Here is a 22,158-nt window from a genome sequence, read left to right on the forward strand (position 1 = left end):
GAACGGACGCTTCCTTTGTACTCACCCTCTCGGGCTTTCCTCCGGGCGCTTCCCTTCGGTATTTCGTGTTTCCAACCTTACCAGATCCGTTTTCCGTTCCCCCCGCTTCTAAAAGAAGCAGTCGGTCCGAATTCCGTTTCCGGCCCCCTGTTGGAGCGGGGTTCCGACTTTATCAGACTTGTCTGAGTCGGTTTTTCCTCCGCCTTGCGGGGCCCCGTACGCACAAGGCGTTCGGCGTTCCCGCTGCGGTGGAGTCGTAAACGTACTGGACGGCCGCGCCCGGATGCAAATCGGCGCAGGCGCGGCCGTCCAAACGGCTGATGTGGCGTCAGACCTCGACGACCACAGGGAGGATCATCGGGCGCCGGCGGTAGCTGTCGGACACCCACTTGCCCACCGAGCGGCGCACGAGCTGCTGCAGCTGGTGGGGCTCGGCGACGCCGTCGGCGGCGGCCTTGGCGATGGCCTCTTCGATCTTCGGGACGACGGCCGAGAAGGCCGCGTCGTCGATGCCCGAGCCACGCGCGTGGACCTGCGGGCCGCTGACGACCTTGCCCGTGGTGCTGTCGACGACCACGTGGACGAAGATGATGCCCTCGTCGCCGAGGATGCGACGGTCCTTGAGGTGGACCTCGGTGACGTCGCCGACCGAGAGGCCGTCGACGTACACGTAGCCGGCCTGGACCTTGCCCACGATGCGGGCCTTGCCGTCCACCAGGTCCACCACGACGCCGTCCTCGGCGATGACGATGTGGTCCTTGGGGATGCCCGTGAGCGCGCCCAGCTCGGCGTTGGCGCGCAGGTGACGCCATTCGCCGTGCACCGGCATCAGGTTCTTCGGCTTGCAGATGTTGTAGAAGTACAGCAGCTCGCCGGCCGAGGCGTGGCCCGAGACGTGGACGCGCGCGTTGCCCTTGTGGACGACGTTGGCGCCCCAGCGGGTCAGGCCGTTGATCACGCGGTAGACGGCGTTCTCGTTGCCCGGGATGAGCGACGACGCCAGGATCACCGTGTCGCCCTGGACGATCCGGATCTGGTGGTCGCGGTTGGCCATCCGGGAGAGCGCCGCCATCGGCTCGCCCTGGGAGCCGGTGCAGACCAGCACGACCTCGTCGTCCGGCAGGTCGTCGAGCGTCTTGACATCGACCACGAGGCCGGCCGGGATGCGCAGGTAGCCCAGGTCGCGGGCGATGCCCATGTTGCGGACCATCGAGCGGCCCACGAAGGCGACGCGGCGGCCGTACTCGTGCGCGGCGTCCAGGATCTGCTGGATGCGGTGCACGTGGCTGGCGAAGCTGGCCACGATGATGCGCTTCTGGGCGCCCGCGAAGACCTGGCGCAGCACGCCGGAGATGTCGCGCTCCGGCGGGACGAAGCCGGGGACCTCGGCGTTCGTGGAGTCCACGAGCAGCAGGTCGATGCCCTCCTCGCCGAGTTTGGCGAAGGCGGGGAGGTCGGTGAGGCGACGGTCCAGCGGGAGCTGGTCCATCTTGAAGTCACCGGTGTGGACGACCATGCCGGCCGGGGTGCGGATGGCGACGGCCAGCGCGTCCGGGATGGAGTGGTTGACCGCCACGAACTCGCACTCGAAGGGGCCGATCCGCTCGCGGTGCCCCTCCACGACCTCGAGGGTGTACGGGCGGATGCGGTGCTCCTGGAGCTTGGCCTCGATGAGCGCGAGGGTCAGCTTGGAGCCGATCAGCGGGATGTCCGGCTTCTCGCGGAGCAGGTAGGGGACGCCGCCGATGTGGTCCTCGTGGCCGTGCGTGAGCACGATGCCGTCGATGTCGTCGAGGCGGTCCCGGATGGACGAGAAGTCCGGCAGGATCAGGTCGATTCCGGGCTGCTCCTCCTCGGGGAAGAGCACTCCGCAGTCGACGATCAGGAGACGGCCGTCGTATTCGAAGACCGTCATGTTGCGGCCGATCTCGCCGAGACCGCCGAGGGGGGTGACCCGCAGGCCGCCCTTCGGGAGCTTCGGCGGCGGACCGAGTTCAGGGTGCGGGTGGCTCAAAAGACTCTCCTCACCACGCACGCCACATGTCCCCCTGGACACATGGCGCGCATGACATTCGTGCACGTGCGGTTTTCGTCTGTATTCCGTCGGTATTCAGTTGTGAAGTCTGGTGTTACAGCTGTACCCCGCCCGCGGCGAGATCGCGCTTCAGCTGCTCGGTCTGCTCTTCGGTGAGCTCGACGAGCGGGAGTCGCAGCGGTCCGGCGGGCAGGCCCTGGAGGGCGAGGGCGGCCTTGGTGGTCATGACGCCCTGGGTGCGGAACATGCCGGTGTAGACCGGGAGCAGGCGGCGGTGGATCTCGGCGGCCTTGACGACGTCGCCGGACCGGTGGGCCTCCAGCAGGGCGCGCAGCTCGGGGGCGACGACGTGGCCGACGACCGAGACGAAGCCCGCGGCGCCGATGGACAGCAGCGGCAGGTTCAGCATGTCGTCGCCGGAGTACCAGGCGAGGCCCGAGCGGGCCATGGCCCAGCTCGCGGCGTCGAGGTCGCCCTTGGCGTCCTTGTTGGCGACGATGCGGGGGTGATCGGCGAGCCGGACCATGGTCTCGGTCTCGATCTGCACACCGCTGCGACCGGGGATGTCGTAGATCATCACCGGGAGGTCGGTGGCGTCCGCGACGGCGGTGAAGTGCCGGCGGAGGCCCTCCTGCGGGGGCTTGTTGTAGTACGGGGTGACGACCAGGAGGCCGTGCGCGCCCGCCTGCTGGGCGGCGCGGGCCAGCTCGACGCTGTGGTGGGTGTCGTTGGTGCCGGCTCCGGCCACGACATGGGCGCGGTCGCCGACCGCCTCGACGACGGCCCGTACGAGCTGGGCTTTCTCCGCATCGCTGGTGGTGGGCGACTCGCCGGTGGTGCCGTTCACGACGAGGCCGTCGTTGCCTGCGTCCACCAGGTGGGCGGCGAGGCGCTGTGCGCCGTCGAGGTCGAGGGCGCCCTCGGCTGTGAAGGGCGTGACCATGGCGGTCAGGACCCGCCCGAAGGGCGTCTGCGGTGTGGAGGTCGGAGCCATGGGGCCCACGCTACTCGTTGCTCACCGTGAGGTGCTCCCTCGGGGAGTGCGAAAAGGGATCCCGGCACTGCCTGCTCGGGGGTTCAAGCAGTGCCGGGTCCGTCTTTTCAGCCTAGATGAAGGTGATGAAACGCCGCAATACGGACACCTGACCCGATGCTCCGGGTAGCAGCGCGTCACCATCACTTCAGTCACCGTACGGACGCGGTGGGTTACGGGGCGACGCGGCCGTTCTTGTTGAAGGCGGCGTAGGTGAGCGGCATGAGCTTGGCCCACTCCGCTTCCATCTTCTCGCCGACCATCTCGATCTCGCGCTGCGGGAAGGACGGGACGGCCGCCAGCTCGTGCTGCGTCCGCAGGCCGAGGAAGTGCATCAGCGAGCGGGCGTTGCACGTGGCGTACATCGAGGAGAACAGGCCCACCGGCAGGACCGAGCGGGCGACCTCGCGGGCGACGCCCCCGGCCAGCATCTCCTGGTACGCGGCGTACGCCTGGCGGTAGCTGTCCTCCATGGCGCGGCTGGTCAGCTCGTACTGCTCCTGGCTGCCCTCGACGAAGACGTACTTGCCGGGGCGGCCCTCCTGGACCAGCTTGCGGGAGGCGCCCGGGACGTAGAAGACCGGCTCGAGCTCGCGGTAGCGGCCGGACTCCTCGTTGTACGACCAGCCCACGCGGTGGCGCATGAACTCGCGGAAGACGAAGATCGGGGCGCTGATGAAGAAGGTCATCGAGTTGTGCTCGAAGGGGCTGCCGTGGCGGTCGCGCATCAGGTAATTGATGAGCCCCTTGGACCGCTCGGGGTCCTTGGTGATCTCTTCGAGGGACTGCTCGCCGGCCGTGGAGACGCGGGCGGCCCACAGCACGTCGGAGTCGGCCGCGCTGTGCTTGACGAGCTCGACGGTCACATCGCTGCGGAACGTCGGCGCGTCGGTCTTCGCGTCCTCGGTGGGGGTGTCGGTCACCGGCGGGGTCCTTCCATCTGCATTGCTAGGCCGCCGCCAAGCCTAAGGGCCGCCACTGACACCCGGCCGACACCGGGCCCCCGGTCCCTTCCCACAGCCGGGCCTGGGACGCCAGTTGATATTTTTCACAGAAGTCAGGGAAAACGGGCACCTATGGGCGACTTCGCGCGTCCTTATGTGTGACACCGCACTTCGAGGTTCCTAGGAGAGCCCTTCATGTTCCGCCGGCGAGAGCCCGTACCGTTCGCCTTCGTCGCCGAGGCCGAGCGCTACCGCAGCAACGTCGCGCCGCCACCCCGCAATCGCGCCAGCCGTTCGGAGATAGCCGGGCGGACCCTGGTGGGCCTGACCGTCGCGGCGGGCCTCGTCGGGGCGCTGCTGTTCGGTATGCCGTCCCTGGAGACCGGTCCGCAGAAGACCCAGAACGCCCAGCAGTCCGAAGCGGGCACGGGCCGCTGACGGACGCCCGCTGATCAGCGGGTACCCTCACCCCGCACGCCATTCGAGCGTGCGTGCGTATGAGTGAGGAACCGTCGTGCCCCTGCCCTTCCTGACAGCCGACCGCGACGGCGACGACCTCGCGACTGCGGCTCCGACCCCCATTACACCCACGACCACGGACGCGACCGGCACCGCTGCGGCCGCGCCCGCAACCGCCGCGTCCCCCTCCCCCGAGGACCCCGAGGACCCGTACGACACCCGCCACCGCTGGCGACGTCCGTACTCCCCCGGCCCTCTGCGGGTGGGTGGCGCGGCGGTGGTGCTTCTGCTGGCCGGTTATGTGCTGCTCTCCGCGTTGATCATCGCCCTGGCAGGGTCCTGGATCGGCGCGGGCGTGTGCGGCGCCGTCGGCGCCCTGCTGATCACACTCGCGGTGCGGCTGGTCCGTACCGGCATCTGGGTGGGTCCCCAGGGGCTGCGGCAGCTGCGACTGCTGTCGGGCACCACGCTGGCGTGGTCCGAGGTCGCGGGCGTGCGCATGGTGCAGCAGCCCGTCCGGCTGCTGGGTCTGCCGCGCACGGTCCAGGGCCAGGTCCTCCTCGTCGAGCGGGCCCAGGGCGAGCCGCTGCCCGCCCTGGTCAGCAACCACGGCGCCGACTTCCTCGGCCGCCCGCTGGCCTTCGCCGCGGCCGCCTACGCCGTCGAGGACTGGGTGGCGGAGTTCAAGGACTGAGCCCCGCCCGGCCGGCCGGCTAGGCCAGGTCGGCCCGTACCGGCTTCCCGTCGTGCAGGGCGATCGCCCGCTGCATCGCCTTGCGCGCCCGCGGAGTGTCCCGAGCGTCGTGGTACGCGACGGCCAGCCGGAACCACGAGCGCCAGTCCCCCGGGGCCCGCTCCGTCTCGGCGCGGCGCTTGTCGAAGACGGCGTCCGCCGAGTCCCGGTCGATCCGGCCGCCGGGGGTCCGGACGAGCTCGTCCACCGGAAGCCCGCCCTCGGCCTCCAGCTCCCGCGCCAGCCGGTCGGCGTCCCGCGCGAACTTGGTGGTCTGGTACAGGAACCAGGCGCCGATGAAGGGCAGCACCAGCACGGCGACGCCGAACGCCACCGTGACGACCGTGCCCTGCTGGATGAGCATCACCCCCCGGCTGCCGACCAGGACGAAGTAGACGGCCAGGACGGCGGCCAGGGCGAAGTAGACGACTTTCGCGCGCACGATGATCAGCCCAGATCCAGGAAGTGTTCCAGGCCGAAGGTGAGGCCCGGGGTGGTCACCACGCGGCGCGCGCCGAGCAGGATGCCCGGCATGAAGCAGCTGTGGTGCAGCGAGTCGTGCCGGATGGTGAGCGTCTCGCCCGTGTCGCCGAAGAGCACCTCCTGGTGGGCCAGCAGGCCGCGCAGGCGTACGGCGTGCACGGGCACCCCGTCGACGTCCGCGCCGCGCGCGCCCTCCAGGGCTGTGGTCGTGGCGTCCGGCTGCGGTGCGCAGCCCGCCTCGCGCCGCGCGGCCGCGATGAGCTGCGCGGTGCGGGTGGCGGTGCCGGAGGGGGCGTCGGCCTTGTTCGGGTGGTGCAGCTCGACGACCTCGACGGACTCGAAGAAGCGGGCCGCCTGCTGGGCGAAGGCCATGGTCAGGACCGCGCCGATGGAGAAGTTCGGGGCGATGAGCACGCCGGTGGAGGGCGAGGCCTCCAGCCAGGAGTTCAGCTTCGCCAGGCGGTCCTCGGTCCAGCCGGTCGTACCGACGACACCGTGGATGCCGTTGCGGACGCAGAACTCGAGGTTGTCCATCACCGAGTCCGGGTGCGTCAGCTCGACCGCGACCTGGGCTCCCGCCTCGGTCAGGGCGTCCAGCTTGTCGCCCCGGCCCAGCGCGGCCACCAGCTCCATGTCGTCGGCGGCCTCCACGGCCCGTACGGCCTCGGAACCGATCCGGCCCTTGGCGCCGATCACCGCGACGCGCAGCTTGCTCATCGTCCCTGCTTCCTTCGAACCATCGACTGTGCGGGTTAAGAAACGGCCTCGTGCAGGCGCGCGGCCTGCTTGTCCTTCAGCGGGCCGATGACGGACAGCGAAGGACGCTGTCCCAGTACATCGCGGGCCACCTCGCGGATCTCCTCCGGGGTGACGGCCGCGATGCGCGTCAGCATGTCGGTGACCGACATCTGGTCGCCCCAGCACAGCTCGCTCTTGCCGATGCGGTTCATCAGCGCGCCCGTGTCCTCCAGGCCCAGGACCGTGGAGCCGGAGAGCTGGCCGATGGCACGGCCGATCTCCTCGTCCGACAGCCCCTCGGAGGCGACCCGGTCCAGCTCGTCGCGGCAGATCTTGAGCACGTCGTGGACCTGGTTCGGACGGCAGCCGGCGTAGACGCCGAAGAGGCCGCAGTCGGCGAAGCCCGAGGTGTAGGAGTACACCGAGTAGGCCAGGCCGCGCTTCTCCCGGACCTCCTGGAAGAGCCGGGAGCTCATGCCGCCGCCGAGGGCGGTGTTGAGGACCCCGAGTGCCCAGCGGCGCTCGTCGGTGCGGGCCAGGCCCGGCATGCCGAGGACGACGTGCGCCTGCTCGGTCTTGCGGCCCAGCACCTCCACGCGGCCGGCGGTACGGATCGTCTTCGCGCCGGAGCGCGGGGCGACGGGGGTCGCGTCCGGGCGGCCCAGGGCGCCGGCCTTCTCGAACGCGGCCCGGACCTGGCGGACGACCTTGGCGTGGTCGACGTTGCCCGCGGCGGCGACGACCAGGTGGGTGGGGTCGTAGTGCTTCTTGTAGAAGCGGGCGATCTGGTCGCGGGTGAGCGCGTTGATCGTGTCGACCGTGCCGAGCACCGGGCGGCCGAGCGGGGTGTCGCCCAGCATGGTGTGCGCGAACAGGTCGTGCACACAGTCGCCGGGGTCGTCCTCGGTCATGGCGATCTCTTCGAGGATCACCCCACGCTCGGCGTCGACGTCCGAGGCCTCGATCAGCGAGCCGGTCAGCATGTCGCAGACGACGTCGATGGCGAGCGGCAGATCGGTGTCGAGCACACGTGCGTAGTAGCAGGTGTACTCCTTCGCCGTGAACGCGTTCATCTCGCCGCCGACCGCGTCGATGGCGGCGGAGATGTCCAGCGCGCTGCGCTTGGCCGTGCCCTTGAAGAGCAGGTGCTCCAGGTAGTGCGTGGCGCCGTTGAGGGTCGGCGTCTCGTCGCGGGAGCCGACGTTCGCCCAGATGCCGAACGTCGCGGAGCGCACGGACGGCAGCGTCTCGGTGACGATGCGCAGACCCCCGGGGAGGGTGGTCCGGCGGACCGTGCCGATGCCGTTCTCGCCCTTGAGAAGCGTTTGGGTACGGGCGACGGCCCGCCCCTCCGAGGAGGTGCGGGCCGTCTTCCGTGTACTACGGGACGTCACTTGTCGGACTCGTCCTTGGTCTCGTCGGCGTTGCCGTCCTCGCCCTCGATCACGGGGATGAGGGAGAGCTTGCCGCGCTGGTCGATCTCGGCGATCTCGACCTGGACCTTGGCGCCCACGCCGAGCACGTCCTCGACGTTCTCCACGCGCTTGCCACCGGCGAGCTTGCGGATCTGCGAGATGTGCAGCAGGCCGTCCTTGCCCGGGAGCAGGGAGACGAACGCACCGAAGGTGGTGGTCTTGACGACCGTACCCAGGTAGCGCTCGCCGACCTCCGGCATGGTCGGGTTGGCGATGCCGTTGATCGTGGCGCGGGCGGCCTCGGCGGCCGGACCGTCGGCGGCACCGATGTAGATGGTGCCGTCGTCCTCGATCGTGATCTCGGCGCCGGTGTCCTCCTGGATCTGGTTGATCATCTTGCCCTTGGGGCCGATGACCTCACCGATCTTGTCCACGGGGATCTTGACGGTGATGATCCGCGGGGCGTTGGGGGACATCTCGTCCGGGGTGTCGATCGCTTCCATCATCACGTCGAGGATGTGGAGGCGGGCGTCACGGGCCTGCTTGAGGGCCGCGGCCAGGACGGAGGCCGGGATGCCGTCCAGCTTGGTGTCGAGCTGGAGGGCGGTGACGAACTCCTTGGTACCGGCGACCTTGAAGTCCATGTCGCCGAACGCGTCCTCCGCACCGAGGATGTCGGTGAGGGCGACGTAGTGCGTCTTGCCGTCGATCTCCTGGGAGATCAGGCCCATGGCGATACCGGCGACGGGGGCCTTCAGGGGCACACCGGCGTTCAGCAGCGACATGGTGGAGGCGCAGACCGAGCCCATGGAGGTGGAGCCGTTGGAGCCGAGGGCCTCGGACACCTGACGGATCGCGTAGGGGAACTCCTCGCGCGTCGGCAGCACGGGCACGATGGCCCGCTCGGCCAGGGCGCCGTGGCCGATCTCGCGGCGCTTCGGCGAACCGACGCGGCCGGTCTCGCCGACGGAGTACGGCGGGAAGTTGTAGTTGTGCATGTAGCGCTTGCGCGTCACCGGCGACAGCGTGTCGAGCTGCTGCTCCATGCGGAGCATGTTCAGCGTGGTGACACCCAGGATCTGGGTCTCGCCGCGCTCGAACAGCGCCGAGCCGTGCACGCGCGGGATGGCCTCGACCTCGGCGGCGAGGGTACGGATGTCCGTCACCCCACGGCCGTCGATGCGCTTGCGCTCCTTGATGACGCGCTCACGGACCAGGGACTTGGTCAGCGAGCGGTACGCCGCGGAGATCTCCTTCTCGCGACCCTCGAACTGCGGCAGCAGCTTCTCGGCGGCGAGCTCCTTGACGCGGTCGATCTCGGTCTCGCGCTCCTGCTTGCCGGCGATGGTGAGCGCCTGCGAGAGCTCGGTGCGGACCGCGGCGGTCAGGGCCTCCAGGACGTCGTCCTGGTAGTCCAGGAAGACCGGGAACTCGCCCTCGGGCTTGGCGGCCTTGGCGGCGAGCTCGGACTGGGCGCGGCACAGCACCTTGATGAAGGGCTTCGCGGCCTCGAGACCGGCGGCGACGACCTCCTCGGTGGGGGCGTCGGCGCCGTCCTTGACCAGCTGGATGGTCTTCTCGGTGGCCTCGGCCTCGACCATCATGATCGCGACGTCGCCGTCCTCGAGGACGCGACCGGCCACGACCATGTCGAAGACGGCGTCCTCGAGCTCGGTGTGGGTCGGGAACGCGACCCACTGGCCCTTGATCAGGGCGACACGGGTGGCGCCGATCGGGCCGGAGAAGGGCAGGCCCGCGAGCTGCGTGGAGCAGGAGGCGGCGTTGATGGCGACCACGTCGTAGAGGTGGTCGGGGTTGAGCGCCATGATCGTCTCGACGATCTGGATCTCGTTGCGCAGGCCCTTCTTGAAGGAGGGGCGCAGCGGCCGGTCGATCAGACGGCAGGTGAGGACCGCGTCCTCGGAGGGGCGGCCCTCACGGCGGAAGAAGGAGCCGGGGATCTTGCCGGCCGCGTACATCCGCTCCTCGACGTCCACCGTCAGGGGGAAGAAGTCGAGCTGGTCCTTGGGCTTCTTGGAAGCGGTGGTGGCCGACAGCACCATGGTGTCGTCGTCCAGGTACGCCACGGCGGAGCCGGCGGCCTGCTTGGCCAGGCGGCCCGTCTCGAAGCGGATGGTGCGGGTGCCGAAGGCGCCGTTGTCGATGACGGCCTCGGCGTAGTGGGTCTCGTTCTCCACCAGGGATATCTCCTCTTGTGCGTCCCCGCCCGTGTGGCGGGGACGGTGGTGGAGGGCGCCGCGGTGCGCTGTGCGGGAGCCGGTCTTCGATCGAAGCACCCGGAATTCCCTGTTCCGGGGGCCACTACCGAGGACCGGCGGAGCGCCGGCGTCCCTCCTCGTCAGGTGTTTCGTTCTGTATGCCGTTGTGGGACCAGACTACAAAGCTTCTGCTCGTCTCTGCTTCCCGTGAGCTGCGCGAAGGGGCGCGCGGCCGCGGCATGCACGAAGGGAGCGGCCCCCGGGCTGGGAACCGCTCCCTTCATGACGTCTTACTTGGCGCCGGCGGCACCGCGGCGGATGCCGAGGCGCTCGACCAGGGCGCGGAAGCGCGTGATGTCCTTCTTGGCCAGGTACTGCAGCAGGCGGCGACGCTGGCCGACCAGGAGCAGCAGACCACGACGGGAGTGGTGGTCGTGCTTGTGCTGCTTGAGGTGCTCGGTCAGGTCCGAGATGCGGCGGGTGAGCATGGCCACCTGGACCTCGGGGGAACCGGTGTCGCCCTCCTTGGTGGCGAACTCGGCCATGATCTGCTTCTTCGTAGCGGCGTCGAGCGACACGCGGTACTCCTCAAATTCTCTGTTTCGGCCACCGAGTGCCCCTGGTCTATGTCTCAGGGGAGCTTCCGTTACTCGGGAGGCGGGGTCCGCTGGGCGCTGTCCCCAGAACCCTGATCGGCTGACCGGGGCGGTCCGGAGGCGCGTACACAAACGGCCACCACACACAGTACCAGCCCCGTGGCCGGGCCCCGCCGGGGGTCGCGGTTCAGCCGCCGGCGAGGCCGCGGGCGGTGGAGTACAGGTCGAGGACCGCGAGGCACAGGGGCACGAGGGCGAGGAGGAAGGCACTCTCCGTCACCTCGGACGCTCTCGCCCAGAAGGGTGACAGCCCCTTGCGGGGGATGATCAGCGCGACGCAGGTGAGCAGGGCCGCGACGGCGGCGACGGCGGCGGTGAGCCAGACCGTGCGGACGTCGGAGACGGCTGCGGAGGGGTGCACGGCCATGCCCAGGACGAGCAGGGCGAGGGTGGCCACGCCCGCGCCGAGGACGGCGGCGACCTGCGCGGTGTAGCGGAAGAGGCGGGCGCGCAGCGGCATGCTCAGGCCGGCGGCCAGGGCGAGGGCCTGGGCCCAGGGGTCGGCGGAGAAGGCGAGCACGGCGGCGGAGCCGGTCACGACGGCGGCGCAGCCGCCGACGAGGCCGAGCAGCAGCTCGTGGCCGCGGCGGGCCTGGGCGGCGATGCGCTCGGCGTCCACGGGCTCGGTGCCGGCGCCCCGGGGCGCGTCGAGGTCTTCGTCGCCGGCGGCCGCGCGGGGTGCGGCGTAGCCGACGGGGAGGCGGGCGACGCGGGCGGAGAGGGCGGGCAGGAAGGCGATGGCGCCGATCGCGACGACGGCGCAGACGGCGGCGGCATCCGCCGGGTCGGCCCCGCCGAGGATGGCGCCGAAGGTGGCCAGGACGCCGGTGGCGGACGCGACGACGGTGGCGACGAAGGGGGCGTCGCCGCCGGGCATCAGGGCGACCAGGACGACGGCGGCGATCAGGACGGTCGCGCAGCCCAGCAGCAGCTGCAGCCGGCCGGCGCCCTCGCCCGCGCCGGGGCCGAGCACGCCGGACCCGGCGATCAGCAGGTGTGGCACGGCGGCCAGGCCCAGGGCGACGGCCGAGGCGCGGTCGTCGTAGACGCGGGCCCGTATGCCCGCGAAGGCGGTGAGGAAGACGGCGACGACGGCGGCGACGATGCCGGGCACGCCGTGCATGTCGTGGCGGACCGGGTCGGCGAACCAGAGCACGAGGCCCATGAGGACGAGCAGCAGGGCGCCGGCGAAGAGGCCGGTGCCGCGCAGGAGCCGGGCGTCCCACAGGGCGCGCTCGCCGGTGACGGCGGAGGCGACGGCGTCGGAGACGTCGTCGTGGACGGCGGGCGGCAGGGATTCGGAGAAGGGCCGCAGGCAGAGGATCTCGCCGTCGAGGACGCGCTGGGCGGCGAGGGTGCGGGCGCCGTCGAGGACGGTGCCGTCGCGGCGGACGAGGTGGTAGCCGGTGGGGCTGCCGGGGGCCTGGGTCCGGCCGGTCAGCCGCAGGATCTCCGGGTTGACGTCGGCGACGGGCAGGTCCTCGGGGAGGGCGACGTCGATGCGACGGTCGGGCGCGACGACGGTCACCCTGCAAAAGCCGGTCGTGGCGGGCGTACTCACCCGGATTGCCCCCTGATGTGGTTCTTCGGCGTTGGTCTCGTGCTCGACGGCCCGTGCCGCACGGCGCGCGGCTGGTCACCCTACCGGGGGCGAACGCCCGTACGCCGATAGGATCACCGTCTCGCGAGGGGAGGCCGGGGCCACAGGGGTGCCGGAAGGGAACTGGCCCTTCGCTCAGAGGGGTTGAACCGTTCCGTGAGCCAGGTCGTCGTCAAGCGCCCGCCGCGGGTCCTCCCGCCCGAGGTGCCGAGCGCGGAACTACGGCTGGAGGCGCCCCCCGAGCTGCCGCGCGGCCGTCAGGACGGCATCCTGATGCAGCTGCTGCCGACCGTGGGCATGGCCTCGTCGATGGTCTACTTCTTCATGCCGGGCGCCCAGCCCATGATGAAGATCATGGGCGTCCTGATGATGGTCTCGACGCTCGGCATGACGATCGCCATGATCGTCCGGCACCGCCAGGGCTCGCAGGGCCAGATGGCCGACGCGCGCCGGGACTACCTGAGGTACCTCGCGCAGACCCGGCGGACGGTGCGGCGCACCGCGCGGGCGCAGCGGGACGCGCAGTTCTATCTGCACCCCGCGCCCGACCAGCTGTGGTCGGTGGTCGCCGAGGGCGCCAGGGTCTGGGAGCGGCGCTCGGGCGACGACGACTTCGGGCAGGCGCGCATAGGGCTCGGCGCCCAGCAGCTCGCGACGCCCCTGGTGGCCCCGGAGACGGCGCCCATAGACGATCTGGAGCCGCTGACGGCGGGCGCGATGCAGCGCTTCCTGGCCATACACGGTTCGCTGGACGGCCTACCGATGGCGGTGTCGCTGCGCGCCTTCTACCACGTCACCCTCTCGGGTGAGCCGGAGACGGTGCACGGCACCGCGCGGGCGCTGGTGGCCCAGCTGGCCACGCTGCACTCGCCGGAGGACCTCGTCATCGCGGTGGTCGCGGGGCGCGGTGCGGCCGCCCACTGGGAGTGGACGAAGTGGCTGCCGCACGTGCAGCTGGCGGGCACGGTCGACGGGGCCGGGACGCGGCGGCTGATCGGCGACGACCTGGAGGAGCTGGAGGAGCTGCTGGCGCCGCGCCTGGAGGGCCGGCCGCGGTTCAGCCGCGAGGGCCGGCCGCTGCACGAGCAGCCTCATGTGGTGGTCGTGCTGGAGGGCGCGGCGGTGCCGCAGGACTCGGTGTTCGCCGCGCCGGAGGGCCTGCAGGGCGTCACCGTCGTGGAGGTCGTGCCGGGCGAGCTGGACGAGCTGCGCGGCGGGCTGGCGGTGACAGTGCGGCCGGGCAGGCTGCGGCTGCACTCGCAGGTGGCGGCGTACGACGGCGTGCCGGACACGCTCTCGCCCGAGGCGGCGGAGGCGCTGGCGCGCCAGCTGGCGCCGCTGCGCGTGGGCGGGGGCGACGACGACGAGCCGCTGCTGGCCAACTGGGACTTCACGGAGCTGCTCGGGCTCGGCGACGCCGCCGCGGTGGACGTCGCCCGTACGTGGCGGCCGCGGACGCCGGCCGAGCGGCTGCGCGTGCCGATCGGGGTCGGTGAGGACGGCTCGCCGGTGATGCTCGACCTCAAGGAGGCCGCGCAGGACGGCATGGGCCCGCACGGCCTGTGCGTCGGCGCGACCGGCTCGGGCAAGTCCGAGCTGCTGCGGACGCTGGTGCTGGGACTGGCGGTCACCCACTCCTCGGAGACGCTGAACTTCGTGCTCGCCGACTTCAAGGGCGGCGCGACCTTCGCCGGCATGTCCTCCCTGCCGCACGTCGCGGCGGTCATCACCAACCTCGCGGACGACCTGACACTGGTCGACCGCATGCGCGACTCGATCACGGGCGAGCTGCAGCGCCGCCAGGAGCTGCTGCGGTCGGCGGGCAACTACGCCAACATGCACGACTACGAGAAGGCGCGGGCCGCGGGCGCCGCGCTGGAGCCGCTGGCTTCACTCGTCCTGGTGATCGACGAATTCAGCGAGCTGTTGACGGCCAAGCCCGACTTCATCGACATGTTCATCCAGATCGGCCGCATCGGCCGCTCGCTGGGCGTGCATCTGCTGCTGGCCTCGCAGCGCCTGGAGGAGGGCCGGCTGCGCGGCCTGGAGACCTATCTGTCGTACCGCATCGGTCTGCGCACCTTCTCGGCGGCCGAGTCGCGGACGGCGCTGGGCGTGCCGGACGCGTACCACCTGCCGACAGTGCCGGGCTCGGGGTACCTGAAGTTCGGTACGGACGAGATGACGCGGTTCAAGGCCGCGTACGTCTCCGGTGCGCACCGCGCGGGCGCGGCGGCGGGTGCCGGGGACGGGCGGCTGCCGGCCGAGCGCCGTCCGGTGCTCTTCACGGCGGCGCCCGTGCCCGTCACCCATGCCGCGCCGGATCCGGTGCCGGCCCCGGACCGGGACGCGGACGACACGTTCGCCGACACGGTCCTGGACGTGGTCGTGCGCCGGCTGGAGGGCCAGGGCCCGCCCGCCCACCAGGTGTGGCTGCCGCCGCTGGACCGGGCGCCGTCGCTGGACCAGCTCCTGCCGCCGCTCTCGCAGGTGGGCGGGCGCGGCCTGACGGCCCCCGAGTACCCGCGCCCCGGCCAGCTGGTGGTGCCGATCGGTCTGATCGACAAGCCCTTCGAGCAGCGGCGTGACGTGCTGTACCGCGACTTCTCGGGCGCGGCCGGCCACATGCTCGTCGTGGGCGGCCCGCAGTCCGGCAAGTCGACGCTGATGCGGACGCTGATGGCGGCGTTCGCCCTCACCCACACCCCCGCCGAGGTGCAGTTCTACGGGCTCGACTTCGGTGGCGGCGGCATGAGCGCCGTCAGCGGGCTGCCGCACGTGGGCGGCGTCGCCTCCCGGCTCGACCCGGAGCGGGTGCGCCGTACGGTCGCCGAGGTGGCCGGCATCCTGGCCCGGCGCGAGGAGTACTTCCGGGCGAACGGCATCGACTCGATCACCACCTACCGCCGGCAGCGGGCGGCGGGCCGTCTGCCGGACCAGGACTGGGGCGACGTCTTCCTCGTCGTCGACGGCTGGGGCAACTTCCGGCAGGAGTACGAGCTGCTGGAGGGCGTCGTCACCGACATCGCGGCGCGCGGCCTCGGGTACGGCGTCCACGTGGTGGTGACCGCCTCCCGCAACATGGAGGTGCGGGCGACGCTGAAGGACCTGCTCCTCAACCGCCTGGAGCTGCGGCTGGGCGACACGATGGACTCCGAGTTCGACCGCAAGGTCGCGGCGAACGTCCCGGCGGGCGTCCCCGGGCGCGGCCAGCTCCCGGAGAAGCTGCACTTCATGGGCGGCCAGCCGCGGATCGACGCCGGCAGCGACCCGGAGACGATGACGGACGCGACCGCCGCGCTGGTCACCGCGGTCCAGGAGGCGTGGTCCGGTCCGCAGGCGCCGCGGGTGCGGCTGCTGCCGCGCAGGCTGCGCGCCGACGAGCTGCCCAAGGGCGGCGAGCACCCGGAGCTGGGCGTGGCCATCGGCATCGACGAGACCGGCCTCGAGCCCGTCTTCGTCGACTTCGAGACCGACCCGTTCTTCCTGGTGCTCGGTGAGAGCGAGTCCGGCAAGACGGCGCTGCTGCGCCTGCTGGCCAAGCAGATCACCGAGCGCTACGGCCCGGACGAGGCGAAGATCGTGGTCGGTGACTACCGCCGCACACTGCTGGACGTCGTCCCGCAGACGCACCTGCTGGAGTACGCCCCCATCGCCTCCTCCCTGACGGTGCACGCCGAGGCCCTCAACGGCCTGATGGAGCGGCGCGCCCCGCAGCCGGGCATCACGCCGCAGCAGCTGCGCGACCGGAGCTGGTGGTCGGGCCCGCAGCTCTTCGTCATCGTCGACGACTACGAGCTGGTCGCCGCGAGCGGCGGCAATCCCCTGTCCGTGCTCACGGACAATCTGCCCTTCGCCCGCGACGTCGGCATCCGCTTCATCATCGCGCGGAGCTCGGCGGGTGCCTCGCGCTCGATGTTCGAGCCCTTCATGCAGCGCGTGAAGGAGCTCGGCGCGCAGGGCGTCGTGCTGTCGGGCGACCCGGGCGAGGGCGACGTCCTGGGCGGCGTCCGGCCCCGCCCGATGCCACCGGGCCGCGGCTATTTCGTCTCGCGCAAGCGCGGGACGCCGCTGGTGCAGCTGGGATGGCTGCCGGCGGAGTAGGGCGCCGCAGTACGGACATGCGCATGGGGCGGGCGACCGGTTTCTTCCGGTCGCCCGCCCCATGCGTGTGCGGTCGGTGGCCTCAGCTGAAGAGCCCCGCCGACTTGCGGTCGGTGGCCTGGTAGTGGTCGCCGCCCGTGAGGATGTCCTGGGAGACCTTCTCCAGGATCTGCTTGATGTGGTCGGCCCGCTTCTGGAGCTGGTCCTGCGCCTGCTTCATCGCGGTGTGCGCCTCGCCCTGCCAGCCTTCGGCGACCTTGCCGACGGCCGACTTCATCGCCTCGATCTCGCGCTGGATCACCGCCGCCGCACCCTTGATGTCACTCGCGGTCGCCTGCAGCGAGCTGTAGTGGACGACGAGTTCGTCCTGTCCTGCCATGTTCCCCACTCCCCGTGGTGCTGACGTCAATGGTCGCCGGGCGGTCCGCCCGGCGGTCCGGGCGCTCGGCCCGTCGGCTCAGAGGCCGCTGATGGCGCTGGTCGGCCCGGCCGACGCGTGGGCCCGCTTCATCGTGGCGGCGATGTCCGCGTCGTTGGCCGTGCTGTTCTTGTGCGTCTCGGCCACCGCCCGGCTGAACTCGTCGATCAGCTTCCGCACGGCGTCGTGGTCCATGTTCAGCTCCCGCTGCGCCTGCTTGAAGGCGAGGGCGGCCTTGCCCTCCCAGCGGCCCGAGACGTTGTCGATGGCGTTCACCAAGGTGCGCAGGTTGGCCGAGAAAGCCGCGCTGGATTCCTCGATGGCATTCTTGAATGCCCGGAAATGAGCGTCATCGACTTTCTGAGTGTCAGCCATGCTCTACCTTCCCCCATGAGTTGGTGCAAATCGAACGGCCGCTCACACGGAGCGGCGCACGGGTCACTGTAGTCACTCGCCGCCCGTGCCCCAACCGCACATCAAGCCCCGCGACTTGACGGGCCGACCGGATTCCGTCCTCGGCTAGCCGGCGACGACGGCGACCACGACGTCGCTGTCCTGGGATTCCAGCGCACCCTCGTTGACGAGCAGCAGCACCCCCGCCTTGAGATGCGCGACCGCGCTCCTGGCGCGCTCCAGGCGCCACTCGGTCGTGCGCAGGTCCGGGGAGAGCCGGGTGGTGCGGGCCGCCCGGCCCGTGCCGGTGGAGACACGGGTCAGCTCGCCGACCCGCTCCGGGGTCCCGGCGACGTAGACGGCGAGCTGCCCGTCCTGCACCGCGACGGGGAACGCCATCCGGTTGGTGTCAGCCTTGTAGGTCCACTTCTCCCGGCCGTTCGCCAGGCCGTAGGCGGTCGTCGAACCCTTCCGGGCGACGTAGACCGTGTCCCCGTCGACCAGGTACGCCGGGCACTTGCTCACTCCCGACGCGCAGACGTGGCCCTCGCGGTCGGCCGGGAGCTCGAAGCGGGAACGTTCCTTGCCGTCGTCGGCGAGGGTGACCAGTTGCCCCGGCCGGTCCTGGCCGGTGCCGGTCAGCAGCACGACGGGGCGTGTGGAGAGGACGGCCAGGACCTCCTCCCCCTCGCGTCCCTCCCACGTCCACCGCGGACGGTCGGGGGCGCCCGGGTCCTGTGCCCGCACCGTGGTGCGCTCTCCGCAGCGGCGCAGGGCCAGCAGTTGCGTTCCCCCGGCCGCGCCGACCCAGCGGCACTCCTTCTCGGGACTCTCCCCCACCTGCTTGCCGTCGTCGAGGCGGACGGTCTTCGAGCCCGTGGCCCAGGTGACCAAACCGTGGCCCGTGCCGACTGCCACCTCGAGCTCCGCCGGCCATTTCTCGGGCCGGAGATTGTCCGCATCCGGATCGTCGGCCTTGTACAGGGCGATGGGCTGCGACCAGAGCCTGCTGCCGTGGCGGATGTCGACGGCCGCCATCGTCTCGCACATGCCCGCGGTCTTCAGGGCGATGAGCACGCGGTCCGCGTCGGCTTCCCTCGAGGCGGCGCACAGGACGCCGTCGAGGATCAGGGACCACTGCTTCCTGCCGGTCTTCAGGTCGTACGCCGTCATCATGTCGGGCTCGGCCTTGACCACCGTGTTCCCGGTGAACCAGGCTCCCGGCGCGTTCTTGGCGGTCTTGGACGGCTCGGTGCGGGCGGTCTTCTTCCAGGCCGCCGCACCGGCCGCGACAGCCTGGGGCCCGCCGGCCGCGGAGCGCTTGCCGTCACCTTCCCCGCCACCCCACACGGCGTACGCCCCACCGCACGCGAGCAGGAGGACGAGCACCAGGGCGATGCCCCATGTCGTGCGGCGGCGGCCTCCCCGGCCGGGCCCGGGGGCGTCTTCCGGCAGGTGCGCGGACGTGGGGGGCGGGGGCTGGAGCGGGGGCATCGGGTACTGCGGTGACTGGGGCACAGGAGGGCTCCGGTGAATTCTCGGCTGAGGCAAGGGCTGGACGTCGTGGCTCAGCCGAACGACATCATCAGGTTCTTGGGTCTGAGCTCCGCGGCGGCGACCACGAAGACCTTGTCGTCGTGGAAGTACACCTCGCCCAGGGCGGCGATTTCGGCTTCCTCCTCGGAGCTCTCCGACGGCATCCGCTTGTGGACGGTCGGCGCACCGTCACGCGGGTCGAGGGTGACGAGCCGTCCGCCCTCGCCCGACTGGGCTCCCTGGTAGAACAGGGGCTTGTCGCCGACGAAGCCGACGGGCGTGCCGACCCGGTTGCCGCCGGCGTTGGTCTCCCAGCGCTTCTCCCCCTTGGCCAGGTCGATGGCGACGATGCGGTTCTCCTTGGTGCTCGCGGCGGTCTCCTTGTCCGCGCTCGCCAGGTAGACCGTGTCCTTGCCGACGATGGCGTCGATCGCGCCTCCGTGGTCCGTAAGGGAGATGACGGCCCGCGTCCGGCCCTGAGGACTGATGCTGATCAGGTTCGTGGAGGTGTCGGAGGAGTCCGTTCTGCCGACCGTCACGACGACGGGGTCCACGGAGAGCACGCCCCGGATCGTGAGGCCTTCCGGCACCTTCCACGTCCAGTCCTCCCTGCCGGTGCCGGGGTCGATCCGCTGGACGAACTCGCGGTCGCTGCCCAGGGAGCACCGGACCACGGAGAGCAGTGTCTTGCCGTCCGTAGAGGCCCGGTTCTCCAGGCAGTTGTCGGCCGGGTTGAGCCTGGGGTGTTCCAGGACCTTTCCGTCAGCGGCCGCGAAGGTCGCCGACTCGCTCCTGCCCATGACCTTGACCCTGCCCCTGAACACCAGGACCTGCGGGTCGCCATAGTCCGAGGTGCGCTCGTCATGGAGCGGTACGCGCCGGTCCCATTTCTGCCGCCCGCTCTTGACGTCCACGGCCATCAGGCCGGTGCAGGCGTTCCCGTCCTGCTTGTACATCACGGCGGTCGTGTCGTCGTCGAGCCTTCGCGAAGCCGAGCACAGCTCACCGGGCAGCGCGATCCGCCACTGCTCCTTGCCCTGACGGACGTCGAGTGCGGTGATCTGCCGGGACCACGTACGGATGACGTTGCCGTGCGCGAACCACGTGGCGGGGTGCCTGGGGCTGGGGAGTGCCTTGTCCTTGTCGGGATTGGCGACGATCCAGTCCAGGCGGGTGTCGACACGCGGCGGCGCGGACGGCTCGGCCCTGTGCCGCGGGGTCTTCTCCGGCCTCCCCCACAGCAGCCATCCGCCTGTGCCCAGGCCCGCGACGAGAGCGAGCGCCAGGACGACGATCAGCGCCTTGCGCCGACCGCGCGGCGCTCCGCCCCCTCCGCCGGGGTCCGCGCCGAACGGCTGGGGCGGCGGCCCGAAGCCCGGCGGGGCCGTGGCGCGGCGGCCGATGTCGGTGTCCCAGATCTGGGGCGTACGGGCGGGGCCGCCCGGCGGGGGCGGCGGTGCTGCGGTCATGGAGTGAACGGCTTTCTGTCCTACGGAAATAGAGTCGATCGGTGGGCAGGTGGCCGAACTCCCGCCGTCGTGCGGGTGCCGGTTGCTAGCGTCGGCTCCGGTGCCTCGCACCCGTACCGTCGGATGATCGGAAGAGGAGCCCTGCCCAGTGGCCACTGAAGAAGAGAAGGAAGCGCTCTACGCCATGGACATCTCGGGGGCGGAGTGGCACAGCGCCCCGGGTGACACCTCGGCGGAACGCGTGGAGATCGCGTATCTGGAGGGCGGGGCCGTGGGGATGCGCTCGTCCGCCGACCCGGACACGGTCCTGCGGTACACCAAGAGCGAGTGGGACGCGTTCGTACTGGGCGTGCGGGACGGCGAGTTCGACATCGAGGTCGAGGAAGCCTGAGGGGGACCGTCCGGCACGGGGGCGTGCGGTGTGCACGCCCCCGTGCGGTTCAGTCCTTCTTCGCCGGGGCGCTGATCGCGAAGATCATCCCTGCCTGGTCGTCCTCGAAGCCGCCGTCGTTGATGAGCAGGAGGCGGTCGTTCACCAGGCGGGGGAAGCCCTCGATCCTGTTCATCATCGCTTCGTTCTTGCGGTCGCGTTCGACGTCCGAGTGCTCCACCGTCCGGATGGCCTTGCCCGTCGACTTGTCGGCATAGGTCATCCGGCCACGGCGGTCGGGGGTGGCGACGGTGTAGAGCGCGATCTGGCCGTTCTTCCCGGCCAGCGGCATGGTGTAGCGGTTCTCGTCGGCCTTGAAGGCCCAGCGCTCCTTGCCGGTGGCCAGGTCGTAGGCCATGGTGACGCCCTTGCCCGCCACGTAGAGGGTGTCCTTGTCCGTCATCACTCCGGTGCAGCCGGACATCCGAAGGTTGCAGGTCCCCACCTGCCAGCGGCTCTGGAAGGTGACACGGGTCTTCTCCTTGCCGCTGTCCGGGTCCAGCACGACGAAGTCGTAGCCGTTGGGCCCGCTCTTGGAGGGGTGCTGCGAGAGGACCAGCGGGTCGGTGGAGATGATGGAGAAGAAGCCGTCGTTACGCGAGAGCGTCTGGTCCCACTTGGGCTTGTCCAGCTTGGTGGGGTCCAGCGAGCGCACCTTGACGTCGCGGGCGCCGTCGCAGTAGGTGATGGAGATCAGCCGGGCGCCGCCCGCGCTGCCGACCCTGTCGCACTTGTCGCGCTTGGCCTCGGCGACGCGCTTGCCGTCCGAGAGGCGGCGGGTCTGCTCGCCCTGGGCCCAGGTCATGTAGACGTGGCCGTCGTACAGGGCGATCTCCGGGGGCGCCTTGTCCCACTTCTTGGGGTTGAGGGAATCGCCGGCTTCCTTCTCGTCGACGAGCAGCTCTTCCCAGGTGCGGTGCCCGTCGCGCAGGTCGAAGGCCATCAGATGCGTGCAGACGTCGTCGTACTTGACGGAGACGACGGCGATGTTCCCCTCCGACTCCCGGGAGGCCGCGCAGAGCTCCTTGGTGAGGAGGAAGGACCACTTCTTCTTGCCGGTCCTGATGTCGTAGGCCGTCACCATGTCCGGTTCGGCCTTGACGACGAGGGAGTCGGTGAACCAGGTGCCCAGCGCCTCCTTCTGCCCCTTCTCGTCCGGCTTGGTGCGGGAGTCGGCCATCCAGACGACGGAACCGGCGGCGGAGCCCTGCGCGGTGTCGCCCGGCTTCTTCGGCCCGGACGGGTCGTCACCCGTGAACGACCACAGCGCCCAGCCGCCCGCTGCGAGCAGCAGCACGAGCACCAGGCCGATGAGGGACGGCTTGCGCCACGCGGGCGGTCGCGTACCGCCGCCACCGCCCGCGCCCGCGGAGAATTGCGACAGGGGTGCGGGCTGGACCGGCGGCTGTGCGGCGGGCGGCAAGGGGGCCGAGGGCCCCGACGGCGACTGGGGCGGATAGCCGTACTGAGGCGGTTGTGACACTGACATGACT

The 22,158-nt window shown here is 70.9% G+C and carries 18 protein-coding genes; 4 read left to right on the plus strand and 14 right to left on the minus strand.

Going from position 1 to position 22,158, the window contains the following annotated elements; translation table 11 throughout:
* Positions 1-328: 328 nt before the first annotated feature.
* The 3 genes from ACIGXW_RS32860 to thyX form a co-directional block, all read right to left on the minus strand.
* Positions 329-2,014, minus strand: coding sequence for a ribonuclease J (locus ACIGXW_RS32860; protein WP_399576583.1), 1,686 nt, complete (start codon positions 2,012-2,014; stop codon positions 329-331).
* Positions 2,015-2,129: 115 nt separating this feature from the next.
* Complete coding sequence (gene dapA / locus ACIGXW_RS32865; protein ID WP_071965961.1) at positions 2,130-3,029, minus strand: 4-hydroxy-tetrahydrodipicolinate synthase; 900 nt, start codon at positions 3,027-3,029, stop codon at positions 2,130-2,132.
* Positions 3,030-3,241: 212 nt separating this feature from the next.
* A complete protein-coding gene (gene thyX, locus ACIGXW_RS32870) occupies positions 3,242-3,991 on the minus strand; it encodes an FAD-dependent thymidylate synthase (RefSeq protein WP_071965960.1) in 750 nt (249 codons plus the stop codon).
* Positions 3,992-4,207: 216 nt separating this feature from the next.
* Between thyX and ACIGXW_RS32875 the strand changes: the two genes are divergently transcribed.
* Both ACIGXW_RS32875 and ACIGXW_RS32880 read left to right on the plus strand, forming a co-directional pair.
* Positions 4,208-4,450 (plus strand): hypothetical protein, encoded by a 243-nt coding sequence (locus tag ACIGXW_RS32875; protein ID WP_360916418.1) that lies wholly within the window; start codon positions 4,208-4,210, stop codon positions 4,448-4,450.
* Between the two features lie 76 nt (positions 4,451-4,526).
* Entirely contained in the window at positions 4,527-5,165 is a 639-nt protein-coding gene (locus tag ACIGXW_RS32880) for a hypothetical protein (RefSeq protein WP_399576584.1), read from the plus strand.
* 19 nt (positions 5,166-5,184) lie between these two features.
* Here ACIGXW_RS32880 and ACIGXW_RS32885 read toward each other — a convergent pair whose 3' ends face one another.
* From ACIGXW_RS32885 to eccD, 6 genes are all read right to left on the minus strand, one after another.
* A complete protein-coding gene (locus ACIGXW_RS32885) occupies positions 5,185-5,646 on the minus strand; it encodes a hypothetical protein (protein ID WP_399576585.1) in 462 nt (153 codons plus the stop codon).
* Positions 5,647-5,651: 5 nt separating this feature from the next.
* On the minus strand, positions 5,652-6,404 hold the full coding sequence (dapB, locus tag ACIGXW_RS32890) for a 4-hydroxy-tetrahydrodipicolinate reductase (RefSeq protein ID WP_399576586.1): 753 nt from the start codon (positions 6,402-6,404) through the stop codon (positions 5,652-5,654).
* 35 nt (positions 6,405-6,439) lie between these two features.
* On the minus strand, positions 6,440-7,819 hold the full coding sequence (locus tag ACIGXW_RS32895; protein ID WP_071963939.1) for a pitrilysin family protein: 1,380 nt from the start codon (positions 7,817-7,819) through the stop codon (positions 6,440-6,442).
* On the minus strand, positions 7,816-10,038 hold the full coding sequence (locus tag ACIGXW_RS32900) for a polyribonucleotide nucleotidyltransferase (RefSeq protein WP_071963941.1): 2,223 nt from the start codon (positions 10,036-10,038) through the stop codon (positions 7,816-7,818). The genes ACIGXW_RS32895 and ACIGXW_RS32900 overlap by 4 nt, the downstream gene beginning before the upstream one ends.
* A gap of 311 nt (positions 10,039-10,349) precedes the next feature.
* Positions 10,350-10,637: a 30S ribosomal protein S15 gene (rpsO, locus tag ACIGXW_RS32905; protein WP_045934183.1), complete on the minus strand. Its 288-nt coding sequence runs from the start codon at positions 10,635-10,637 to the stop codon at positions 10,350-10,352.
* A 205-nt stretch (positions 10,638-10,842) separates the two neighbouring features.
* The gene (gene eccD / locus ACIGXW_RS32910) at positions 10,843-12,276 is read right to left on the minus strand and encodes a type VII secretion integral membrane protein EccD (RefSeq protein ID WP_399576587.1); all 1,434 of its coding nucleotides are present in this window, start codon (positions 12,274-12,276) and stop codon (positions 10,843-10,845) included.
* Between the two features lie 195 nt (positions 12,277-12,471).
* On the opposite strand from eccD, the gene eccCa reads away from it, so the two are divergent.
* Positions 12,472-16,419 carry a type VII secretion protein EccCa gene (gene eccCa, locus ACIGXW_RS32915; protein ID WP_399576588.1) on the plus strand — a complete coding sequence of 1,316 codons (3,948 nt, stop codon included), beginning with the start codon at positions 12,472-12,474 and terminating at the stop codon, positions 16,417-16,419.
* Positions 16,420-16,501: 82 nt separating this feature from the next.
* Here eccCa and ACIGXW_RS32920 read toward each other — a convergent pair whose 3' ends face one another.
* From ACIGXW_RS32920 to ACIGXW_RS32935, 4 genes are all read right to left on the minus strand, one after another.
* Positions 16,502-16,798 (minus strand): WXG100 family type VII secretion target, encoded by a 297-nt coding sequence (locus tag ACIGXW_RS32920; RefSeq protein ID WP_399576589.1) that lies wholly within the window; start codon positions 16,796-16,798, stop codon positions 16,502-16,504.
* A 78-nt stretch (positions 16,799-16,876) separates the two neighbouring features.
* Positions 16,877-17,212 (minus strand): WXG100 family type VII secretion target, encoded by a 336-nt coding sequence (locus ACIGXW_RS32925; protein WP_399576590.1) that lies wholly within the window; start codon positions 17,210-17,212, stop codon positions 16,877-16,879.
* Between the two features lie 144 nt (positions 17,213-17,356).
* Positions 17,357-18,748 (minus strand): PQQ-binding-like beta-propeller repeat protein, encoded by a 1,392-nt coding sequence (locus ACIGXW_RS32930; protein WP_399576591.1) that lies wholly within the window; start codon positions 18,746-18,748, stop codon positions 17,357-17,359.
* Between the two features lie 50 nt (positions 18,749-18,798).
* The gene (locus ACIGXW_RS32935) at positions 18,799-20,235 is read right to left on the minus strand and encodes a PQQ-binding-like beta-propeller repeat protein (protein WP_399576592.1); all 1,437 of its coding nucleotides are present in this window, start codon (positions 20,233-20,235) and stop codon (positions 18,799-18,801) included.
* Positions 20,236-20,419: 184 nt separating this feature from the next.
* Between ACIGXW_RS32935 and ACIGXW_RS32940 the strand changes: the two genes are divergently transcribed.
* Positions 20,420-20,626 carry a DUF397 domain-containing protein gene (locus tag ACIGXW_RS32940; RefSeq protein ID WP_079274010.1) on the plus strand — a complete coding sequence of 69 codons (207 nt, stop codon included), beginning with the start codon at positions 20,420-20,422 and terminating at the stop codon, positions 20,624-20,626.
* A 49-nt stretch (positions 20,627-20,675) separates the two neighbouring features.
* On the opposite strand, the gene ACIGXW_RS32945 is transcribed toward ACIGXW_RS32940, so the two are convergent.
* Entirely contained in the window at positions 20,676-22,148 is a 1,473-nt protein-coding gene (locus ACIGXW_RS32945) for a PQQ-binding-like beta-propeller repeat protein (RefSeq protein ID WP_399576593.1), read from the minus strand.
* Positions 22,149-22,158: the final 10 nt, after the last annotated feature.

Origin of the sequence: Streptomyces sp. NPDC053079 (genome assembly GCF_044546695.1) — a bacterium.
Classification (GTDB): domain Bacteria; phylum Actinomycetota; class Actinomycetes; order Streptomycetales; family Streptomycetaceae; genus Streptomyces.